15 protein-coding genes are annotated in these 17,982 nt (G+C 72.8%); 9 read left to right on the top strand and 6 right to left on the bottom strand.

Annotated elements, in window-relative coordinates; genetic code table 11:
• The first annotated feature begins 72 nt into the window (after nt 1–72).
• Nucleotides 73–660, top strand: coding sequence for a hypothetical protein (locus WMF33_RS33375; protein WP_437332423.1), 588 nt, complete (start codon nt 73–75; stop codon nt 658–660).
• A gap of 78 nt (nt 661–738) precedes the next feature.
• On the opposite strand, the gene lysA is transcribed toward WMF33_RS33375, so the two are convergent.
• The 3 genes from lysA to WMF33_RS33360 form a co-directional block, all read right to left on the bottom strand.
• Nucleotides 739–2,046: a diaminopimelate decarboxylase gene (lysA, locus tag WMF33_RS33370; RefSeq protein ID WP_061628684.1), complete on the bottom strand. Its 1,308-nt coding sequence runs from the start codon at nt 2,044–2,046 to the stop codon at nt 739–741.
• Nucleotides 2,047–2,232: 186 nt separating this feature from the next.
• Entirely contained in the window at nt 2,233–3,855 is a 1,623-nt protein-coding gene (locus tag WMF33_RS33365; protein WP_437332422.1) for a phospholipase D-like domain-containing protein, read from the bottom strand.
• A 239-nt stretch (nt 3,856–4,094) separates the two neighbouring features.
• The gene (locus tag WMF33_RS33360) at nt 4,095–4,352 is read right to left on the bottom strand and encodes a hypothetical protein (protein ID WP_061628685.1); all 258 of its coding nucleotides are present in this window, start codon (nt 4,350–4,352) and stop codon (nt 4,095–4,097) included.
• 327 nt (nt 4,353–4,679) lie between these two features.
• Between WMF33_RS33360 and WMF33_RS33355 the strand changes: the two genes are divergently transcribed.
• The 3 genes from WMF33_RS33355 (at nt 4,680) to WMF33_RS33345 (ending at nt 8,842) form a co-directional block, all read left to right on the top strand.
• The gene (locus WMF33_RS33355; RefSeq protein ID WP_437332421.1) at nt 4,680–5,435 is read left to right on the top strand and encodes a hypothetical protein; all 756 of its coding nucleotides are present in this window, start codon (nt 4,680–4,682) and stop codon (nt 5,433–5,435) included.
• 296 nt (nt 5,436–5,731) lie between these two features.
• Nucleotides 5,732–7,828, top strand: coding sequence for a protein kinase domain-containing protein (locus WMF33_RS33350; RefSeq protein WP_437332420.1), 2,097 nt, complete (start codon nt 5,732–5,734; stop codon nt 7,826–7,828).
• Between the two features lie 9 nt (nt 7,829–7,837).
• Entirely contained in the window at nt 7,838–8,842 is a 1,005-nt protein-coding gene (locus WMF33_RS33345; protein ID WP_437332419.1) for a tetratricopeptide repeat protein, read from the top strand.
• A 95-nt stretch (nt 8,843–8,937) separates the two neighbouring features.
• On the opposite strand, the gene WMF33_RS33340 is transcribed toward WMF33_RS33345, so the two are convergent.
• Nucleotides 8,938–9,483, bottom strand: a complete 546-nt coding sequence (locus WMF33_RS33340; RefSeq protein ID WP_437332418.1) for a hypothetical protein — start codon at nt 9,481–9,483, stop codon at nt 8,938–8,940.
• On the opposite strand from WMF33_RS33340, the gene WMF33_RS33335 reads away from it, so the two are divergent.
• Nucleotides 9,482–9,949, top strand: a complete 468-nt coding sequence (locus WMF33_RS33335; RefSeq protein ID WP_437332417.1) for a hypothetical protein — start codon at nt 9,482–9,484, stop codon at nt 9,947–9,949. The genes WMF33_RS33340 and WMF33_RS33335 overlap by 2 nt on opposite strands.
• A gap of 187 nt (nt 9,950–10,136) precedes the next feature.
• Here the strand turns inward: WMF33_RS33335 and WMF33_RS33330 are convergent, their stop codons facing one another.
• A complete protein-coding gene (locus WMF33_RS33330; RefSeq protein WP_437332416.1) occupies nt 10,137–11,918 on the bottom strand; it encodes an alpha/beta fold hydrolase in 1,782 nt (593 codons plus the stop codon).
• A gap of 331 nt (nt 11,919–12,249) precedes the next feature.
• On the opposite strand from WMF33_RS33330, the gene WMF33_RS33325 reads away from it, so the two are divergent.
• Nucleotides 12,250–13,167, top strand: a complete 918-nt coding sequence (locus WMF33_RS33325; protein WP_437332415.1) for a class I SAM-dependent methyltransferase — start codon at nt 12,250–12,252, stop codon at nt 13,165–13,167.
• 55 nt (nt 13,168–13,222) lie between these two features.
• On the opposite strand, the gene WMF33_RS33320 is transcribed toward WMF33_RS33325, so the two are convergent.
• A complete protein-coding gene (locus WMF33_RS33320; protein ID WP_437332414.1) occupies nt 13,223–14,611 on the bottom strand; it encodes a sigma-54 interaction domain-containing protein in 1,389 nt (462 codons plus the stop codon).
• A 176-nt stretch (nt 14,612–14,787) separates the two neighbouring features.
• On the opposite strand from WMF33_RS33320, the gene WMF33_RS33315 reads away from it, so the two are divergent.
• From WMF33_RS33315 to WMF33_RS33305, 3 genes are all read left to right on the top strand, one after another.
• Nucleotides 14,788–15,096, top strand: coding sequence for a 4Fe-4S dicluster domain-containing protein (locus WMF33_RS33315; protein WP_437332413.1), 309 nt, complete (start codon nt 14,788–14,790; stop codon nt 15,094–15,096).
• 107 nt (nt 15,097–15,203) lie between these two features.
• The gene (locus WMF33_RS33310; RefSeq protein WP_437332412.1) at nt 15,204–17,168 is read left to right on the top strand and encodes a S9 family peptidase; all 1,965 of its coding nucleotides are present in this window, start codon (nt 15,204–15,206) and stop codon (nt 17,166–17,168) included.
• Between the two features lie 108 nt (nt 17,169–17,276).
• A complete protein-coding gene (locus WMF33_RS33305) occupies nt 17,277–17,954 on the top strand; it encodes a hypothetical protein (RefSeq protein ID WP_437332411.1) in 678 nt (225 codons plus the stop codon).
• The last annotated feature ends 28 nt before the right edge of the window (nt 17,955–17,982 follow it).

Raw genomic sequence — 17,982 nt, 5'->3', positions numbered from 1 at the left:
CGCGGCGACTCTGTCGTCTTTCGACGCGGCGGTCGAGCGATCTTGTCTCGCCCTTCAATCAGGAGATTCCACATGGCTGAATCGCAGAAGATCATGCTGCTCGCAGCCTCGTTGTCGGCGGCGATCGCCGGCTGTATGGCGGCGACGGACGAGGGGGAGGGGCGGGAGGACCCCGCTGCCGCCCTGGCGCCGGCGGACGTCGAGGAGAGCGTGGGCGAGGCGTCGGCCGCTCAGCATTGCCACGGCTGTCCGCCAGGGACCACGTATGTCGCCGTGGTGAACGCCTGTGTCTCGGAGCCAGCCAGGTTCGATGCCACGCCGGGGGCCTACGGGTGCCGTTACGGCGCCATCCTGACGGGTCGCGGCAACGTCATCTGTTTGCCGGCCTCGGAGTGGGGGCCCGTGCCCCCTCCTGTCGTCGCGATAGGCGGCGGTCTCCCTGGCCCGCAGCCTGGCGAGTGGCCCCCGCCCGGCGGCGGTCTCCCTGGCCTGCAACCTGGCGAGTGGCCCCCGCCCGGCGGCGGTCTCCCTGGCCTGCAACCTGGCGAGTGGCCCCCGCCCGGCGGCGGCCCCCCTGGCCCTCAGTTCGGTGACTGGCCCCCTCCGTCCGCCGGCCTCGGAGCGCCTGTCCCCCAGGATCCGCTCGCCCCGTTCCCGTGAGGCTCCAGCCATCGCTCTCGTGAAGACGGTAGGCCCCCTCCGGGGGCCGGGCAGCCGCGGCCTCCCGGGCTCCGCCGCTCAGCCGCGCCCCGCCGCGCCTGCCGGCTCCACCCCCATCGTGCGCAGCCGCTCCTTGATATCGTCGGACAGGCACATCCGCGACACCATGTCCTCGAACGTGTCCCTCCGCCGGATGAGCCGGCTCTTCCCGCCGTCGACGAGCACCTCCGCCGGCCGCAGCCGGCCGTTGTAGTCGTAGCTCATCACGTGCCCGTACGCGCCCGCATCCATCAACACGACCACGTCCCCCTCGGCCACGTCCGCGGGGAGCTCGCGCTCGCTGATCCACATGTCCGTGTTCTCGCAGACCTGCCCCGTCATCGCCATCGGGGCCGTCTTGCCGCGGCGGCCGTTGATCCGCACCTCGTGATACGCGCCGTACATCACCGGCCGCGCCATCGTGTTCATCGAGATATCCGTGCCGATGATCGTCTTGTATCCCTGCTTGATCGAGATCACCCGCCCGAGCACGTAGCCCGCGTCCCCGACGAAGTAGCGCCCCGGCTCCATGACGAGGCGCGGCGCCTTCATGCCGTGCTCGGCGCACTTCTTCTGCACCACCGCGGCGATCTCGCGGGCGACGGCGTCCACGTCGAGCGCCGGCTGCTCCCTCCGGTAGGGGATGCCGAGCCCGCCGCCGATGTCCAGGAACGCCAGGTCGAAGCCGAGCTTCCGCGCGACCGGCCCGATCAGGTCGAGCAGCTTGGCGGTCACGTGCGCGAAGCTCTCCGGCTTGTTCGCCTGCGAGTGCGGCATCATGTGCACCCCGAGCCGCTCGACCCCGTTCTCCAGCGCCGTGCGGTAGGCGTCCTCCACGTAGCGCGGGTGGATCCCGAACTTCGCCGACGGCCCCGCGAACGGCTTCAAATCCGGCGTCGCGATGTCCTCGCCGCTCGGGTTGATCCGGAAGGACATGCAGCGCGGCCGCCCGAGCGCGAACAGGCGCCGCAGGATGCCGTGGTCGTCCACGTTGAAGATCACCCCGGCGCGCAGCCCCGCGGCGAGGTCCTCGTCCGAGAGGCTGTTGCCCGTGTAGATGATCTGCTCGCCCGAGAGCCCGAGCGCCTGCGCCAGGCGGATCTCGTTCGGGCTCGCGGCGTCCACGCCGGAGCCCTGCTCGACCAGGAGCTTCGCTATCTCCAGGTTGTTGCACGCCTTGATGGCGTAGAAGACCGACACCTCCGGGTAACAGCTGCGCAGCGCGCGCGTGAGTCGACGGAAGTTCTCCCGGATGCGCTCGGCATCGTAGGCATAGAGCGGCGTGCCGTACTGCTCCGCGAGGTCGCGGACCGAAATGCCCCCGATCTTGATCTCTGCCTCTTGCATACTCCTCGTCGCGTCAACGCTTCAGAAACGCTTCAAATTCAAGAGAACACCCGAAGGAACCTTTTGCAGGTTACCAGTGCACTAGCATACCATGTGTCACCGGCGGCCCGCAACGGCGCGCGCGGCGCGGGCCTTCCGTGCGGCCCGCCCGTCGGTCGTCGGTGCGCGCGGAGCGCCGCCTGCCGGCTACGTGGCGTCGGTGCGGCTGGCGTCGGTGAGGCTCGCGTCGGTGAGGCTCGCGTCGCTGCGGCTCGCGTCGGCGCGGCTCGCGTCGCTGCGGATGCTGAAGAGGTGGCGCCAGAGCGCGCCGAGCCCGCCCACGAACAGCGAGCCGTTCCGCTTGTCGATGTCCTCGGCCGCGGCGGGGTCGAACGGCAGCTGATGCGGGTCGATCAGCTCGAGCAGGGCGCGCTCGTCCGCCGTCGGCGACGGGTGGAGCCTCAGCCGGCACGAGCTCCCGGGCGTGCGCGGCCCGGTCGGGGGGCTCGCCAGCCCGTCGAGGTACGTGACGAGGTCGTCCGCCCGGTCGAACTCGGTGTCGCCCAGGTGCTCGCCGATGAGCGACGCGCGCACCCTGCGGATCGAGCGGCCCAGCGCGTCGCCCGGGTCCTCGGTCTCGACCGAGGCGTTGATCTCCGTGTCGATCGACAGGCTGCGGTTCGTCAGGTTGGCGGAGCCCATCGTGAGGAACCGGTCGTCGACGATCATCAGCTTGGAATGGATGTACGTGGCGCGCTCGGCCGTCTCGTCCTCGCCGCACGCCGGCAGGGTGTAGTAGATGCCGAGGCGGTGGCCGGTCTCGGCCGCCGTCGCGCGCAGCGCGCCGAGCACCTTGGCCTGCGAGAGGCCGACGGCGATCTGCTCCTTCATCGTCTCGGCCTCCATGTTCAACATGAGCACCACGTCGAGCAGCGGCCGGCCCTCGGCGCGCATCCGCCGCGCGATCGCCTCGGCGATGACGTGAGAGCTGAAGTACTGCGTCTCGATGTAGATGAAGCGCTCGGCGGCGTCGATGGCGTCGAGGTAGAGGTCGCGTATCTCCGTGCAGTTCGGGGCGCCGGTCGGCGCGCCGTGCGGATCGGTGCGGCTCAGCGTCACGCGCCGCGCCGCGATCGGGATGCCGCCCTCGGGCCGGTAGTCGGGGAACGTCGGCTCTGCCCCCTCGAGGTCCGGCAGCGCGATGGGCACGCCGCCGGCGCGCCGCCAGCGATCCGTGAAGATCTCGGTCAGCGCCCGGGCGACCTCGCGGCCGCGCAGGTAGGCCTGCACGTCGTGAAACGGCTTGTGCGGCTCCCCGCGGCTGACGCGGAACGGGTTCTTGTTCGCGTGGCTGCGGTCGTCCCAGCGGTGGTCGCACAGGTCGAGGCCGCCGAGGAAGGAGAGCTCGCCGTCCACCACCACGAACTTCTGGTGGTGCGAGGCGCGCTCGACGTGGGTGGAGTCGAAGAGGAAGTGCAGCCGGTGGTTCGTCCACTCGAAGACGAGCTGCTGCAGCCACTCGCGCTCGAGCGCGAACACGAGGTGGAAATCCCAGGCGAGGATGAAGATCTGGAGATCGGGGTTGATCTCGCAGAGGTGGTTCAGGAACTTGAGCAGCGTGATCGGGCTCGACACCTCCGCCTCCCGCCCGCCGCGGAGCAGGGCGACGTCGCTGTCGAACTGCCAGCCGGCGAGGAGCAGGTAGCGCCGCGCCTTGGCGGCGACCCGGTAGAACTCGGGGTAATACTCGTCGGCATCGACCAGAAGGCCGAAGTCGTCCACCGGGGTGCTACACCACGTGTGACGTCGAGGGTCGATGATCGTCGCCATCGCCCCTTCCTTAGCGACGCGCGAGGCGCCCCGCCAGGGCGCCGCGCGCGCCGAGGGCCGGAGCCGCCGGCGCCGCGCGGAGGAAACGGCGCGGCCTCGCTGCCGAGACGAGCACGTCAGACGCATGACACCAAGTCATCACGTTCGCTCCGCGGCATCCTTCTCGGGTCTTTGCCTTCATCTGTCGTTCGCGTCGTTCACGTCGTTCGCGTCGTTCACGTCGTCGCGCCGCCGCGCCTTCACGTCGTTGCGTCCGGGCGCTCCGCGCCGTGCGGCGCTGGCCTCGCGTGCGCCTCGATGAGCCGCTTCAGGCCCGCCATGTCCGGTCGGTCTCCGCTCGCCTCGCCGACGGCGGCGAGGCGCTCCGCCTCGTCGCGCGAGAGGTCGGGGCATATCCACTCCAGCAATGCCGCCCAGTCCGGCGAACCGTCGCAGCTATAGCAGTCATCGGGGATCGGCGTATCGTCGGGGAAATTCCGGAAAGCAAAGTACGGCATCGCATCTACCTTTGTGCCGAGATCACCGGCATGTCGTCATCCCGGCTCACCGCGCCGGCGCGCCGGCGCGCCGGCCGGTCGGCTATGGAGCCGGCCGCGCGGGGGAGCAAGCGCATCCACGCACGCAGCCCCCCGTTCGCCTCCGTTCGCCGCCGTTCGCGCCCGGAGGACGGCGGCGAAGCGGGCCCGCCGCCCCGCGGAGGGCGGCCAGGAAAGAAAAATCCACCCTGTATGAATTTGTCTGCCTGAGCGCTCGGGCGCTGACGGTTGAGCTTGTCCGGAGCGCCCCGCTGGGCTGATCTCTCCGCCAGGATGTACGACCTTGACTTGAGGGCGCTCGCTGTCCGCGGCGCGCTGGCGCTGCTCGTGGGCCTTCCGGCGGCGGGATGCCAGCTCGTCTCGGGCATCGACGCGATGGACGTCGACGAGTCGGCGGGCGGCGTCGTCGGCGATTGCGGGCCGGTGGGCGAGAGGTGCGGCGGGACGTGCAAGGAAGGCATCGTCACGCCTCCGGGCACCTGCAGGGATGACGGGACGTGCTCCGCCGAGCCGACCAGCTGCGGGTCGTACGACTGCGACCCGAGCGGGACCGCGTGCGCCACGAGCTGTTCGATCTTCAAGGGCTGCGTCGAACGCGCGGTCTGCGACACGATGAGCGCGACGTGCATGGCGTGCGGGGCGAGCCCGCCCGACCCGGCCCCGTGCGACGGCTGCGAGCGCTGCGAAGGCGGCAAGTGCATCACCCGGTGCGACACCGAAGGCGAGTGCGTCCGGGACCGGATGCTCGACGCCAAGGAGCGCCCGGCGCGGCTCGAGTGCAACGACCAGTGCAACAACATCCGCGTGGTCTGCATAGGACCGTACCCGTGCGAGGTCGTCTGCGGCGACGGCGGGTGTCAAGGCCTGCACATGCATTGCAGCCATGACGGTCCGTGTTACCTCGAGTGCAGCCGTTCGGGTTGCGCGAGCAACGTAAAATTGGACTGTGGGGCGAACACTTGCCTCGCTGCTTGCATCCTCGAGACCACCATCGTCGATCAAACGTGCGGGAGCTCGTGCTCGTGCATGTCGATGTGCCAGTGATCCGCGCGGTCGCCGCGCCGCGCGGCGCGCATGACGGGAACGCGCGGGAGAGCGAGGGAAAGCGAGAGAAAGCGAGGGAAAGCGAGGGAAAGCGTGGGAAAGCGCGGGAAAGCGCGGCGGCGACGCGACACCCGCGGGACGCCTGGGCGCGGCGCCGCCCGGGATGGGGGTAGCCAAGACCGCACGAGCCCGATATTCTAGGGCTTTGCAACGACTTGCCCCGCGTGGGGCAGCCAGGACCACGCGACCTCTCGCTTGCATGGCTTCGTATGGCGACGTGCCCCCAGTGCGGTGCGGTGTACGATGAAGACGTCGAGGCGTGTTCGGCCGACGGCAATCCGCTCCTGCCCGCGGGCCTGAGCCTCCCCGCCGAGCCGCTCCTCGCGCCGCACACCATGGTCGGCGAGTACCGCATCGAGCGGAAGCTCGGCGCGGGCACCTTTGGAGAGGTCTATGCCGGCGAGCACCCGCTCATCGGCAAGAAGGTCGCCATCAAGGTCCTGAACCGGCGGTTCGCCGCGCAGCCGCAGGCCGTCGCCCGGTTCGTCGCCGAGGCGCGCGCGGTGAACCGGATCCGCCAGCGCAACATCATCGATATCTTCTCCTTCGGCGTGCTCCCGGAGCAGCAGCGGCACTTCTTCGTCATGGAGCTGCTCGACGGCCTCACGCTGGGCGAGCTGTGCCGGCGCCGGAGGCGGCTGCCGTTCCCGACGGTCGTCCCCATCCTGCGGGGCATCGCCGACGCGCTCGACGCCGCGCACGAGGCGGGGATCACGCACCGGGATCTCAAGCCGGACAACGTCTTCCTCGCGGCGGAGCGCGACGGGACCTGGTTCCCGAAGCTGCTCGACTTCGGGATCGCGAAGCTCGCCGACGGCTCGGAGGAGACGAGCACCGGGGTCGTGTTGGGCACGCCGCAGTACATGGCGCCCGAGCAAGCGCGCGGGGAGCGGATCGGGCCGGCCGCAGACATCTATGCGCTCGGCGTGATGATCCACAAGATGCTGACGGGAAAGTACCTGTTCGCCGGGGGGTCCGCCGTGGCGGTGATGTACAACCACGTCTTGCATCCTCCGCCGCGGATGTCGAGCGTGTGCCCCGATCTGCCGCGCGAGCTCGATCTGCCGGTGCTCGCGATGCTCGAGAAGCGCGCGGGCGACCGGCCCGAGACCGCGAGCAAGGCGGTCGCCGCGCTGCTGGACGCCGCGCGGCGGATCGGGCTCACGCGCGCCAGCGCGCCGGACGGGCCGGCCTCGGCGCCCCGGAGCGCGACGTGGGCGCCGGGAGCGGGGAGCTCGGCCACCGAGGACGTCGCGCGGGAGAGCGCGACGTGGGCGCCGGGAGAGGGGAGCTCGACCGCGGCGGGGGTGGGGACGGTGAGCGCGACGTGGACCCCGGAAGCGGCGCCCTCGACCGCGGAGGGCGTGGGGACGGTGAGCGCGACGTGGACCCCGGAAGCGGCGCCCTCGACCGCGGCGGGGGTGGGGACGGTGAGCGCGACGTGGACCCCGGAAGCGGAGCCCTCGGCCGCGGAGGGGATGGGGACGGTGAGCGCGACGTGGACCCCGGAAGCGGAGCCCGCGGCGACCGAGGACACGGCCACCCTGGAGCTCGGCGCTTTCTTCGAGACGGAGCCCCCGTCGACCGACGGGAGCCGGACGCCGGAGCCCTCGGTCGCGATCGAGGGCTCGACCCTCGCGGTCACCGAGAGCGCGCCCGGGCGGATGGCCGGCCCTGGAGGCGCGAGCTCCCGCCCGGCCGGGGCGCGCATCGGCGCCGCGGATCCGGCGCGCGGCGCGGAGGCGGGCGGCCGGTCGTCGCTGCGCGCGCTGGCCGCCGTCGAGGCGCCGCCGAGCGCTCCGGCCGCGCGGGCGGCGCGGCGCTGGAAGCTCGTGGTCGCGACCGCCGCGGGGCTCCTCGCCGCGACGTGGATGTGGACCGCAGGGCGTCCCTCCGGGCTCCCCCCGCTCGACGGCCCGGGCCCCGTGGCGCTCGCCTCGGCGGCCGCGCCGCCGTCGAGCGCCGCACCGGCGCCGGAGGGCGCGCCCGCGGAGGCCGGGACGCCCGCGCCGCGGCCCGCCGCGCCGGCGGAGGCGCCCGCGGCGCCCGCGGAGACGGTCGTCGTGCGGCTGTCGGCCCGGCCCGCGGACGCCGACGTCTGGCTCGGCGAGCGGCGGGTCGGGAGCGCCCGCGACCCCGTCGCGCTGCCGCGCGGGAGCGAGCCCGTCGCGCTGGTCCTGAGGAAGCCCGGCTTCAAGGACAGGAGCATCGAGCTCCGCCCGGACCGAGATCACGACGTCGACGTGAGCCTGTCGCCGCTGCCGGCGCGGCCGCGGCGCGCCGCGGCGGCGAGCCAGGGCAACGTGGAGAGGCTCCTCGATCAGCGTGAGTGAGCCGGGAAGATGAAGCGAGGGCTCTCGTTCCTCGGCTCCGGCGTGCTGCTCGGGGCCGTCGCGCTGTCGGGCGCGGCCTCCGCGCAGCGCGCCGATCGCGCGGTCAAGCCCGTGGCCGAGGCGCTCTTTCGACAGGGGCGCGAGCTCTTCAAGCGAGGACAGTTCCCCGAGGCCTGCGACAAGTTCCAGGAGAGCCAGCGCCTCGAGCCGAAGCCCGGGACGCTCCTCAACCTCGCCGTGTGCCACGAGAAGGTGGGGAAGCTCGCGACCGCCTGGGCCGAGCTCCGCTCGGTCGAGGAGATCGCGCGGCGCGAGGGCCGGAAGGACCGCGAGGGCTTCGCGCGCGCGCAGCGCGAGGCGCTGGAGGAGCGGCTCGCGCGGCTCGAGGTCAGGATGGCCGAGCCGCCCGCGGGCCTGCGCCTCACCCTCGACGGCGAGCCGCTGAACGGCGCCGCCCTGAACGCGCCGTTCCCCGTCGATCCGGGCCGGCATCGGGTCGCCGCCGCGGCGCCGGGCAAGAGGGCGTGGTCGACCGAGGTCGAGGTGCCGCCCGAGCGCGCCGCGATCGTGGTCGCCGTCCCGGCGCTGGAGGACGCGCCGCCGGCTGCGCCGGGGTCCGCGGGGGCGCCGTCGCCGCGCGCGGCCGGGCCGGCGTCCGGGCGGGAGCCGCAGGCGGGGAGCGCCGGGATGGTGCTGGCCGCCACGGGGTTCGGCGTCGGCGCGATCGGGCTGGGCGTCGGGGCCGTCGCGGGCGCGCTCACGCTCGCGAGGTCCGGGGCGCTCGCCGAGGCGTGCCCGAACGACCGCTGCCCTCCGAGCCGGCGCGGCGAGCTCGGCGCGGCCAACACGCTGGCCAACGTCTCCAACGCCGGCTTCGCGGTCCTCGCGATCGGCGCCGGCGTCGGCGTCGCCGGCCTGCTGATGATGCCGGCCCAGGGCTCGACGTCGGGCGCGCGCGCGGCGCTGACACCGGTGCTCGGGCCGGGCTTCATCGGTTTACGAGCGACGTTCTGAGAGGGGGAGCGGCCGCGTCTGCCCAGAGAGGGAGAGGCCAGGATCGACAGGAGAGCATCGCGCCGGCGCCACGTGCGCGCCGGCGCTCGGGCGCGTCAGGGGGAGGCGCAGCCGATCCGCTCGGGCGCGACCGCCACGTCGTCGTACCACATCGAGCGCGCGGGGCCGTGGAAGCCGAGGTAGCCGAAGCTGAACGTCTTGAAGTCGAGCTTCTTCCAGCCGGTCTTGTCGATGATCTTGGTGCCGTTGGCGTAGATCTGGACATCGCCCTTGGTGCCGTCGAAGTAGGCCTCCATGCAGTGCCACTGGTCCTTGGGCAGGCTCGCGCCGCCGCTCCCGCACCGGAAGTCGCCGCCCGTCGGCAGGACGACATCGTCGCGCATGTTCAGGACGATCTGGCAGTACTGCTCGGCGACCTCCACGTTGTCTCCCTCGTTCGGCTCGCCGGTGCCGGTCATGGCCTGGAAGTAGGCGTTGTGGTCGGACTGGCCGAGATCCACGCTGCTGCGCACGTAGAGCCGGACCCAGAACGTCGGGCCGGGCGCCGGGACGGAGAGCATCCTCCAGTCGTAGCCGCTCATTCCGGGCTTCACGTGCAGCGAGCGCGCGCCGGCGTGGACGATCGAGGACTCGATCTCCATGTTCTTCAGCGCGTCGGCCGCCTGGTACGACGGGCGGTACGTCGCGCCTTCCGGGAGCCCGTCGCCCTCGAAGTCGGCGCAGAACGTCGCGTTCGCCGGGCACGCGCCGGTCGGCGTGCCGGTGCCGGTGCTCGACGTGGTGCTCGTCGCGCTCGGCGTCCCGGTGCTGCTGCTGGTCGTGGTGCTGCTGCTGGTCGTGGTGCTGCTGCTGGTCGTGGTGCTGCTGCTGGCGCCGCCGCCGGCGCTGCTGCTGGTGGCGATGGGGTTGCCCGTGCCCGAGCTCACGCTCGAGGCGCCGCCGGTCCCCGCGCCGGAGCCGCCGGCGCCCCCCGCGTCCGAGCCGCCGTTCCCGTCGTCCGAGCACCCCGCCGCCGCGGCGGACAGGGCAAGACAGGAGACGCCAACCCAAGTGAAGCGTGCGATGTCGCGATGCAAAGAAGAAGTCATGTCGATGCCCGAAAGGTGATAGGCCCGCTCGCCGGAGCAGCGCGCTCCCGCAGCGCGGCACGTTCGCCGAAGTCCTAAGAATCCGCCGCTCGCGTCGGGGCGCGATCAGCGCTCGACGCGGCTCACAGCTCTAGCAGAATTCGCCGCGCCCCGGGAGACGTTCTTCCTGATCTAGTCTTGTTGTAACTCTATGCAGCCCGTCGTCGTCACCGAGCCGCGATCGCCTCGCGCAGGCGCGCGATCGCGCGCTCGTGCTCGGGCGACGCGGTGGACGCGCGCCGCTCCGCGCCCGGCTCGCCGTCCCATGCGTCGTCCGTGCCGAGGTAGGTGGCGCTCAGGGTCGGATCGACGCTGAAATCCAGGGGCAGGATCCGCTCGGTGCACGACGTGTCGAGGGGCGCCTCGGGATCGGCGATGAACTGGAGCAGGATCTCCAGGTCGCACGAGGTGCCGCCGCTGGTCGGGCTCTCGAGCCCGTGGGGGGCCCGCGGCAGCATCACGAAGGTCTGGTTCGGGCCGGTGAAGTGGCGCTCGACGGCTTCCGGCACCGCGCTCGGGATAAAGTCGAGCCCCCCGTGGAGGAGCAGCAGGGGCACGCTCGTCGTGGCCCACTGCCCTGCGTAGGCGTCGGGGGTGTACCGCGGCCAGCTCTCGTGGACCGCGGCGGCGTCGTCCGTCAGCCCGAGGGCCACGTTGGCCTCCGCGAGGTACTCCTGCATCTCGGACGCGGGCGGCGGTGGGTCGGCCCAGAGCTCCGACAGCATGATGTTGTTGCGGAGCACTGGGGAGTAGAACCGCAGGGAGGGCGAGAGCGGCTCGGGGAGGGGAGCGAGCACGATCCCCGCGAGGTGGGTGAACGCGGCGACGTCGGCAGGAGAGCACCGGTCCAGCCGGTAGATCAGCGCCGGGATGAGCGGCCGCGGCGCCCACTGGTAGAGGAACTGCGCGAACAGCGCCTGGAAGACCGGCCGGTCATAGCCGAGCGCGGCCACCTCCGGGCACGCGCCTTCCTCGAACGCATCCAGGGTCTCCGTCATCGTCGCCCACGGGTCGGCGCCGAGCTTCTCCGAGCAGGACGGGTCGGCGCCGCAGAGGCCCATGAACCGCTGGCCGAGGTCGTTGAGCCAGACATCGATGTCCGAGAGGCGCGAGTTGACGGCCAGCGCGGTGAGCGACACGGCCGTTGGCTGGTCGGGATAGAGCTGGAGGTAGCGGTGACCCCAGATCGAGCCGTAGGAGCCGCCGAAGACGATGACGTCGCCGCCTGGGGCGCGCGTCCGCGCGATGGTCTCGCCGACGTCGCGCGCGGCGTTCGTCACGGTGTAGCCCTGGATGTCGTCGCCCAGACCGGCCTTGATCGACGGCAGACAGGCGGCCAGCTCGGCGTCGGTGAGATAGCTGCCGGCCTCGCTCTCCGGCGTCTCCCCGTCCGCGCAGCCGAGGCGGCTCGAGCGGCCGGTGCCGCGGTGGTCCGGCATGTACATGTCGAGCGTCGGGTCGACGCCGGCGAGGAACTGCACGGACGGCTCGAAATCGGCGCCCGAGTACCCCGGCCCGCCGTTCAGGAGCCAGAGCTGTCCGCGGCTCGGCTGGGTCGCGGCGAGCTTGCGCTTGACGAAGAAGGTGATGGTCTCGCCTTCCGGCTGGTCCCAGCGGAGCGGGACGGGGATCTCGGCGCACTCGGCGTCCTCGCCGGTGCCGTCGGTGAAGAGCGGGCAAGGGGTCCAGGCGATTGCGTCGCCTCCGCCGTTGCCGCCTTCTCCGCCGCTGCCGCCATTGCCGCCGTCGCCGTCCCCGCCATTGCCACCGTCGCCGCTGCCGCCGGTGCCACCGCCGCCGCTGCCGCCGGTGCCACCGCCGCTGCCGCCGCTACCGCTGGTCGAGGAGCTCGACGACCCGGTTCCACCGGGCTCCGTGTCGTCCCCGCATCCCAGCATGCCCTGGGCAAGCAAGATGACCATCGCGCCGCAAGCAAGGCTCGCTCTCATGCTCAACACTCCTGAAGAAGGGGTGCAGCCCCGCACCTCACGTGAAGGGCAACCGTTAATTTCTCGACACGCCATGGCGGCTCTACCGGCCCGCGGCCACGTGGCAAGCAAGAACCGGTGCATTCGGTGTGGCGCCGCGCCCGCGGCTCTCCGCGCCTTGGATCTCCGCAGCGACAGCGCGCTGACGCAGGGCGTGCGAGCCGCAGCGACCGCGACCTGGAACCAAGCGGGAACCGAACGACGAGAGACGAGCGCGCCGGCGACGTGGCATGTACGCTGAGGCGCCGCCGCGGACGATCCCGGGCGGCCGACCGCGAGCCCCGGCACCCTCGTGCGATCTCAACGCCCAAGCCTCACCGCCTCCCTCGTCGCTGCCCTGCGGGCGCTCTACACCGAGATGCCCGAGCCCTACCGCGTGGCGCCCGACCCGCTCGCGGCCCGCCTCGTCCCGTGGCCGCTCGCGCTGCCGGCGCGCGCGCTCCCGCTGGCGGCGGGCTCTCCTGCCGCCGCCCGCGCCCTCCACCGCGCGATCGGCGTCGCCACGTTCGGCGTCGGCTACCACGTCGCGCTCCGCACCCGCGCGATCGACGACGCGCTCCGCGAGGCCGTCGCGCGCGGCGCATCCCAGCTCGTCGTGCTCGGCGCCGGCCTGGACAGCCGCGCGATGCGCCTGCCCGAGCTCGCGGGCGTCCAGGTCTTCGAGGTCGATCACCCGAGCACGCAGCGCGACAAGGTCGAGCGCCTCGCGTCGCTCGCGCGCGGGGACGGCAGCGCCGCGGGCGCGCCGGGCGCCGCGCCGGAGCTCAAGGCACGCGGCCTCGCGCGCGTGCCGGTGGACTTCGAGCGCGACCGCCTCGACGAGGCGCTCCTCGCGGCCGGCTTCCGCCCGGCCGAGCCCACGTTCTGGATCTGGGAGGGCGTGGCCGTCTACCTGACGCGCGAGGCGATCGAGGCGACGTTGCGCCTCACGGCGGCGCTCTCCGCGCCCGGGAGCCGCATCGCGCTCACCTACGGGATGCTCCCCGACGCCGAGCTCCCCGCCTGGGCGGAGCGCGTGATCCGGGGCATGTTCCGCTCCCTGGGCGAGCCCGTCCGCACGCCGCTCGCCCGCGAGGAGATGCGCGAGCTCCTCGCGCGCGTCGGTCTCCGCGTGCTCTCCGACGAGTCGACCGTGGACTGGGCCGCGCGCTACTGGCCCCCGCATCGCGGCGTCCGCGCCATCGAGCGGCTCGCCGTCGCGGAGCGCTGACGCGGCCTCGTCGACGGCGGCCGAACACCCGATGCCGGGCCGCGCTGGCCTCGAGTCATCGTTTCCCGTCGTTCCCGCCGTTCCCGCCATCCTCCCGCCGGATCCCGAGCTTCCGCATCTTGCTTTGCAGCGTCGTCGGCTTCAGCCCGAGCGCCGCGGCCGCCCCGTCCTCCCCGTAGATCTTCCCGCCCGACGCCCGCAGCGCGTCCTCGATGCAGCGCTGCGCCGCCTCCCGGTACGTCATCGCGCGCCCGGCCGCGCGCGGCGCCGCGGCGAGCGGCGCGGACAGGACGAGCTCGTCCCCGGTCGACATCACCATCGACCGCTCGATCACGTTCTCCAGCTCCCGCACGTTGCCCGGCCAGCCGTGCGCCCGCAGCCGCGCCATCGCCTCCGCGCTCACCCGCGGCGGCCGCCGGCCGAAGCTCGCCGCGACCTTCTCCACGATGACCCGCGTGAGCGGCTCCAGGTCCTCGGGCCGCTCCCGCAGCGGGGGGACGACGATCGGGAACACCTGCAGCCGATAGTACAGGTCCTCGCGGAACGCCCCGCTCGCCACCATCGCCTCGAGCGGCCGGTGCGTCGCGGCGATCACCCGCACCGACACGCGCACCGCGCCCTCGCCGCCGACGCGCTCGATCTCGCCCTCCTGGAGCACGCGCAGGAGCTTCGCCTGCGCCGCCCGCGGCAGCTCGCCGATCTCGTCGAGCAGCAGCGTCCCGCCGCTCGCGCGCTCGAACGTCCCGAGGTGCCGCGCCGCGGCGCCCGTGAACGCGCCGCGCTCGTGGCCGAAGAGCGCGCTCTCGACCAGCCCCTCGGGCAGCGCGCCGCAGTTCACCGCGAGGAACGGCCGCTCCGCGCGGCGCGAGAGCGCGTGGATGCGGCGCGCGATCACCTCCTTGCCCGTGCCCGTCTCGCCGCGCACCAGCACGGTCGTGTCCTGCCGCGCGACGAGCGGCACCATCTCCAGGAAGATTGCCCGCATCGCCGGGCCCCTCGCGACCACCTCCCGGGGCAGCGCGACGCGGTCGAGCTCCTCCTGGAGCGCCCGCTTCTCGCCCTGCGCGCGGCGCGCGATCGCCGCGACGCGCCCGAGGACCTGCACCTGCCGGAGCGCCACGGCGAGCAGGCGCCCCAGCGCTTCGAGCAGCGCGGGCGAGAGGTCGAGCGCCGCGCCCTCGCCGAGCTCCATCGCGGCGCAGCCCACGTCGCCCTCCGCGTCGCGGAGCGCGAAGACGGCGATCGCCTCGCCGCCCGCCCCGCGCCGGATCTCCGGCGCGCCCGGCGCGGCCGCGCCGCGGCGGAGATCGAGCCGCCGGAGCGGGAGGTGGCGCGCGAGCACGGCGCTCACCGCGGGGACGAGCGTCGCCTCCGTGTGCGCGCGCGCCGCGGCCTCGCCGAGGTCGGCGAGCAGGAGGAGGGCGCGATCGGCGGGGGCGGTCATCGGGCGGGGAGCGACGCCACCGAAATGGCGTTGCGCGGCACCGTACGGGCGTTGCCAGGGCCGCACAAGGCCGGCGCGAGCCCGGGAAAGGGCCGCTCGGGGCGCGGTATGCGCCGTGCACATGCACAAAGGCGTGAGGAGAGCGCGGGCGATCGTTCCGCGGAAAGGACCCCTTCATGGCTTACGTCATCGCCGAGCCCTGCATCGCCACCTGCGACACCGCGTGCGTCTCCGTCTGCCCCGTGGAGTGCATCCACGGCCCGCTCCCGGCGGACGAGATCGCGCGCATCGCGGAGCTCCCCGAAGGAGAGCGGAAGACGCGCCTCGCGCGCCTCCAGCTCTACATCGATCCCGAGTCGTGCATCTCTTGCGGCGCCTGCGAGTCCGAGTGCCCGGTGGACGCCATCTTCGATGAAGACGAGCTGCCGGCCGAGTGGCAGCACTACCGGGAGATCAACGCCCGCTTCTTCGCCCAGCGCGCCTGACCCGCCGCCGGGCGGCGTCATCGGGGCAGCCCGGCGCGCGGCCTCGCGAGGTCATGGCCTCGCCGAGGAGGCTTGACGTCCGCCTCCCGGTTCACCTTGTTTTGCCCATGCGAACGCCCGACGATCGCCGCTTCGAGCCGGATGACCTCCTGTCCTTCAAGCTCGTCTCCGAGGTGGTCCTCTCGCCCGACGGCCGGTGGATCGTCTATGTCCTCGAGGAGGTCGACGCCGAGGCGGACACCTATGTCTCCAACCTGTGGCTGATCCCCGCCGCCGGCGGCGCCCCCCGGCAGATCACGTTCGGCTCGGACACGAACGAGAGCCCGCGCTTCTCGCCCGACGCGTCTCGGATCGCCTTCCTCTCGGATCGCGGCGGCGGCCCGGCGCAGCTCTACGTGATGCGGATCGACGGCGGCGAGGCGAGGCGGCTGACCGACCTCGCGTCGGGCGCCGGTCTCGCCGCCTGGTCGCCCGACGGCGCGGCCCTGGTCTTCTCGGCGAACGTCGCCTCCGGCGCGCCGCCGGGCGCTCCGCGCGTGGTGACGAGGGCCCTGTACAAAAGCGACGGGGAGGGGTTCGTGCTGGACCGCCGGACGCACCTTTTCGTCGTCCCCGCCGCGGGGGGCGAGGCGCGGCAGATCACGCGCGGCGACGCGAACGAGAGCGACCCGGCGTGGTCGCCCGACGGGCGCCACATCGCGTTCAGCCGGACGCGGACGGGCCCCCGTGACGCCCACCGGAGCGACCTCTGGGTGATGACGCCGTCGGGCGAAGGGCTCCGGCAGGTGACGCGCGGCTGCCCGCTCGCCGCGATGCCCTCGTGGTCGCCGGACGGCGGCGCCCTCGCGTTCTACAGCCCGCGCGAGGAGGGCGGCTCGCGACAGCACGTCTGGGTCGTCGGCGCGCGGGGCGAGGCGGAGCCGCGCATGGTCACCTCCGAGGACACGGAGGTCGCGAGCTTCCCGCTCGGCAAGGTGATGCCCCCGGCGTGGTCCGCGGACGGGCGCGAGCTCGCCGTGGTCCTCGCGACCGAGAGCACCTCGGAGGTGGCGCTCGTCTCGGTCGAGCAGCGCGCGCTCCGCAAGGCCATCTCGGACGACCGGCAGATCACGCAGATCAGCGCGGCGCCCGGCGCGGGCAGGCTCGCGTTCCTGTGGAGCACCATGCGCCTCTGCGGCCTGCTCGGGAGCGCGCGCTGGGACGGCTCGGACGCGCGGCTCCTCGTGAACGTCAACGAGGCCTGGGGCGAGGGCCGCGCTTGGCCCGACGTCGCGCTGCGGGAGTTCCGCGGCGCGTCGGGCATGGAGAACGCCGGCCTCCTGATGTTGCCGCCGGATCGCGATGGGCAGCCAGCGCCGCTGCTCGTCCACGTGCACGGGGGCCCGCACGCCTACGTCGAGTTCGGCTTCACGTACCGGCCGTACTGGTATGTCCTCGTGTCCCGCGGGTGGGCCGTCCTGTCGCTCAACCCGATCGGCTCGGGCGGGTACGGAAAGGAGTTCGCCGATCGCCTGCGGGGGCGCTGGGGCGAGCGCGACCTGCCGGAGCACCTCGCCGCGATCGACGCGCTGGTCGCCGAGGGCACGGTCGACGGCGATCGCGTCGCCATCGCCGGCAAGTCGTACGGCGGCTTCATGGCGGCCTGGGCGATCGGCAAGACGAAGCGCTTCCGCGCCGCCGTCTCGAGCGCGCCGGTGGCGAACCTCGAGTCCCATTACGGGACGTCCGACACCGGCTACTACGTCGATCCGCACGACATGCGCGGCGAGCCGTTCGACCGGCGAGAGCTCTACCGCGAGCTCTCGCCGGTGTCCTGGGCCGGAGAGGCCGCGACGCCCACCCTGATCCTGTGCGGCGAGGAGGACCACCGCTGCCCCATCGGCCAGTCGGAAGAGCTCTTTGCGGCGCTCGTGCGATCGGGCAAGGCGCCCGTCGAGCTCATTCGCTTTCCCGGCGGCGACCACCACCTCGCCGAGCGCGGCAAGCCGAGCCACCGGGTGTTCTACAGCCGCCGCATCGCCGAGTGGGTCGAGCGCTACTGCGCGAAGGGGCGCGCTCCGGACGGGGCGTGACCGCGACCGGCGCTGCCGCCGTCATGGCCCGATCTCCGCGCGCACATCCGCGGGAACGCCGGGGGGCCGAGCGGTGGTAGGATGCGGCCGGAACGGAGGACGCCATCCATGAAGGCCGCGACCGCGCTGGTGAAGGACATCCGCGAAGAGCTCCGCAACATCGACGATCAGCTGAGGGATCACCCCTATCCGGGCGCGCTCTCGCGCGGCGAGATCACGCTCGACGGGCTGAAGGCGTTTCCGGGCCACCAGCACCATGTGGTGCTCAGCGACATGCGGTCGATGGCGATGATGCTCCAGCGCTTCGCGGACACGCCCTTTCGCGATTTCTGGAGCGGCGTCCTTCAAGGCGAGCTCGCGGCACCCGCCGCGATCGCCGCCATGGGCGAGAAGCTCGGCATGACGAGGGGCGACCTGGATCGGTACGAGGTCACCGCGGAGGGGTTCGCCTACGCCACCCAGATGGCCTGGGCGGCGGCCAACGCCTCGGCGGCCGAGATCGCGTGTGCCCTGCTCATCAACTTCCCGGCGTGGGGGTTCAGCTGCGGCAGGATGGGGGAGGCGCTCCGCGACCGGTACGGCTTCGGCCCGGAGCACACGGCCTTCCTGGACGCGTTCGCGAACCTGCCGTCGTTCGAGGACACCGCGGTCGCGATCGTGCAGGACGGGCTCGACCGCGGCGTGGAGCCCCGGGCGATCCGCCGCACGACCCGGCTATTTCAGGCGTACGAGAAGATGTTCTGGGACGCGATGCTCGCTCTGGGAGCGCAGAGGGTGGGCAGATAGGCCTCTGACACGATCCTGTCGAATCCGT

This window comes from Sorangium sp. So ce394 (assembly GCF_051474665.1).
Taxonomy (GTDB): Bacteria; Myxococcota_A; Polyangia; order Polyangiales; family Polyangiaceae; genus Sorangium; species Sorangium cellulosum_D.
Note: the sequence above shows the minus strand (reverse complement) of the source record. Positions and strands in the feature narration are given on the sequence as shown.

What these genes read in the sequence shown, in the direction of transcription:
- WMF33_RS33375 (WP_437332423.1), top strand. Translation starts at nt 73, where the DNA reads ATGGCTGAATCGCAGAAGATCATGCTGCTCGCAGCCTCGTTGTCGGCG.
- lysA (WP_061628684.1), bottom strand. Translation starts at nt 2,046, where the DNA reads ATGCAAGAGGCAGAGATCAAGATCGGGGGCATTTCGGTCCGCGACCTC.
- WMF33_RS33365 (WP_437332422.1), bottom strand. Translation starts at nt 3,855, where the DNA reads ATGGCGACGATCATCGACCCTCGACGTCACACGTGGTGTAGCACCCCG.
- WMF33_RS33360 (WP_061628685.1), bottom strand. Translation starts at nt 4,352, where the DNA reads ATGCCGTACTTTGCTTTCCGGAATTTCCCCGACGATACGCCGATCCCC.
- WMF33_RS33345 (WP_437332419.1), top strand. Translation starts at nt 7,838, where the DNA reads ATGAAGCGAGGGCTCTCGTTCCTCGGCTCCGGCGTGCTGCTCGGGGCC.
- WMF33_RS33335 (WP_437332417.1), top strand. Translation starts at nt 9,482, where the DNA reads ATGTTCTTCAGCGCGTCGGCCGCCTGGTACGACGGGCGGTACGTCGCG.
- WMF33_RS33340 (WP_437332418.1), bottom strand. Translation starts at nt 9,483, where the DNA reads ATGGAGATCGAGTCCTCGATCGTCCACGCCGGCGCGCGCTCGCTGCAC.
- WMF33_RS33330 (WP_437332416.1), bottom strand. Translation starts at nt 11,918, where the DNA reads ATGAGAGCGAGCCTTGCTTGCGGCGCGATGGTCATCTTGCTTGCCCAG.
- WMF33_RS33320 (WP_437332414.1), bottom strand. Translation starts at nt 14,611, where the DNA reads ATGACCGCCCCCGCCGATCGCGCCCTCCTCCTGCTCGCCGACCTCGGC.
- WMF33_RS33315 (WP_437332413.1), top strand. Translation starts at nt 14,788, where the DNA reads ATGGCTTACGTCATCGCCGAGCCCTGCATCGCCACCTGCGACACCGCG.
- WMF33_RS33310 (WP_437332412.1), top strand. Translation starts at nt 15,204, where the DNA reads ATGCGAACGCCCGACGATCGCCGCTTCGAGCCGGATGACCTCCTGTCC.
- WMF33_RS33305 (WP_437332411.1), top strand. Translation starts at nt 17,277, where the DNA reads ATGAAGGCCGCGACCGCGCTGGTGAAGGACATCCGCGAAGAGCTCCGC.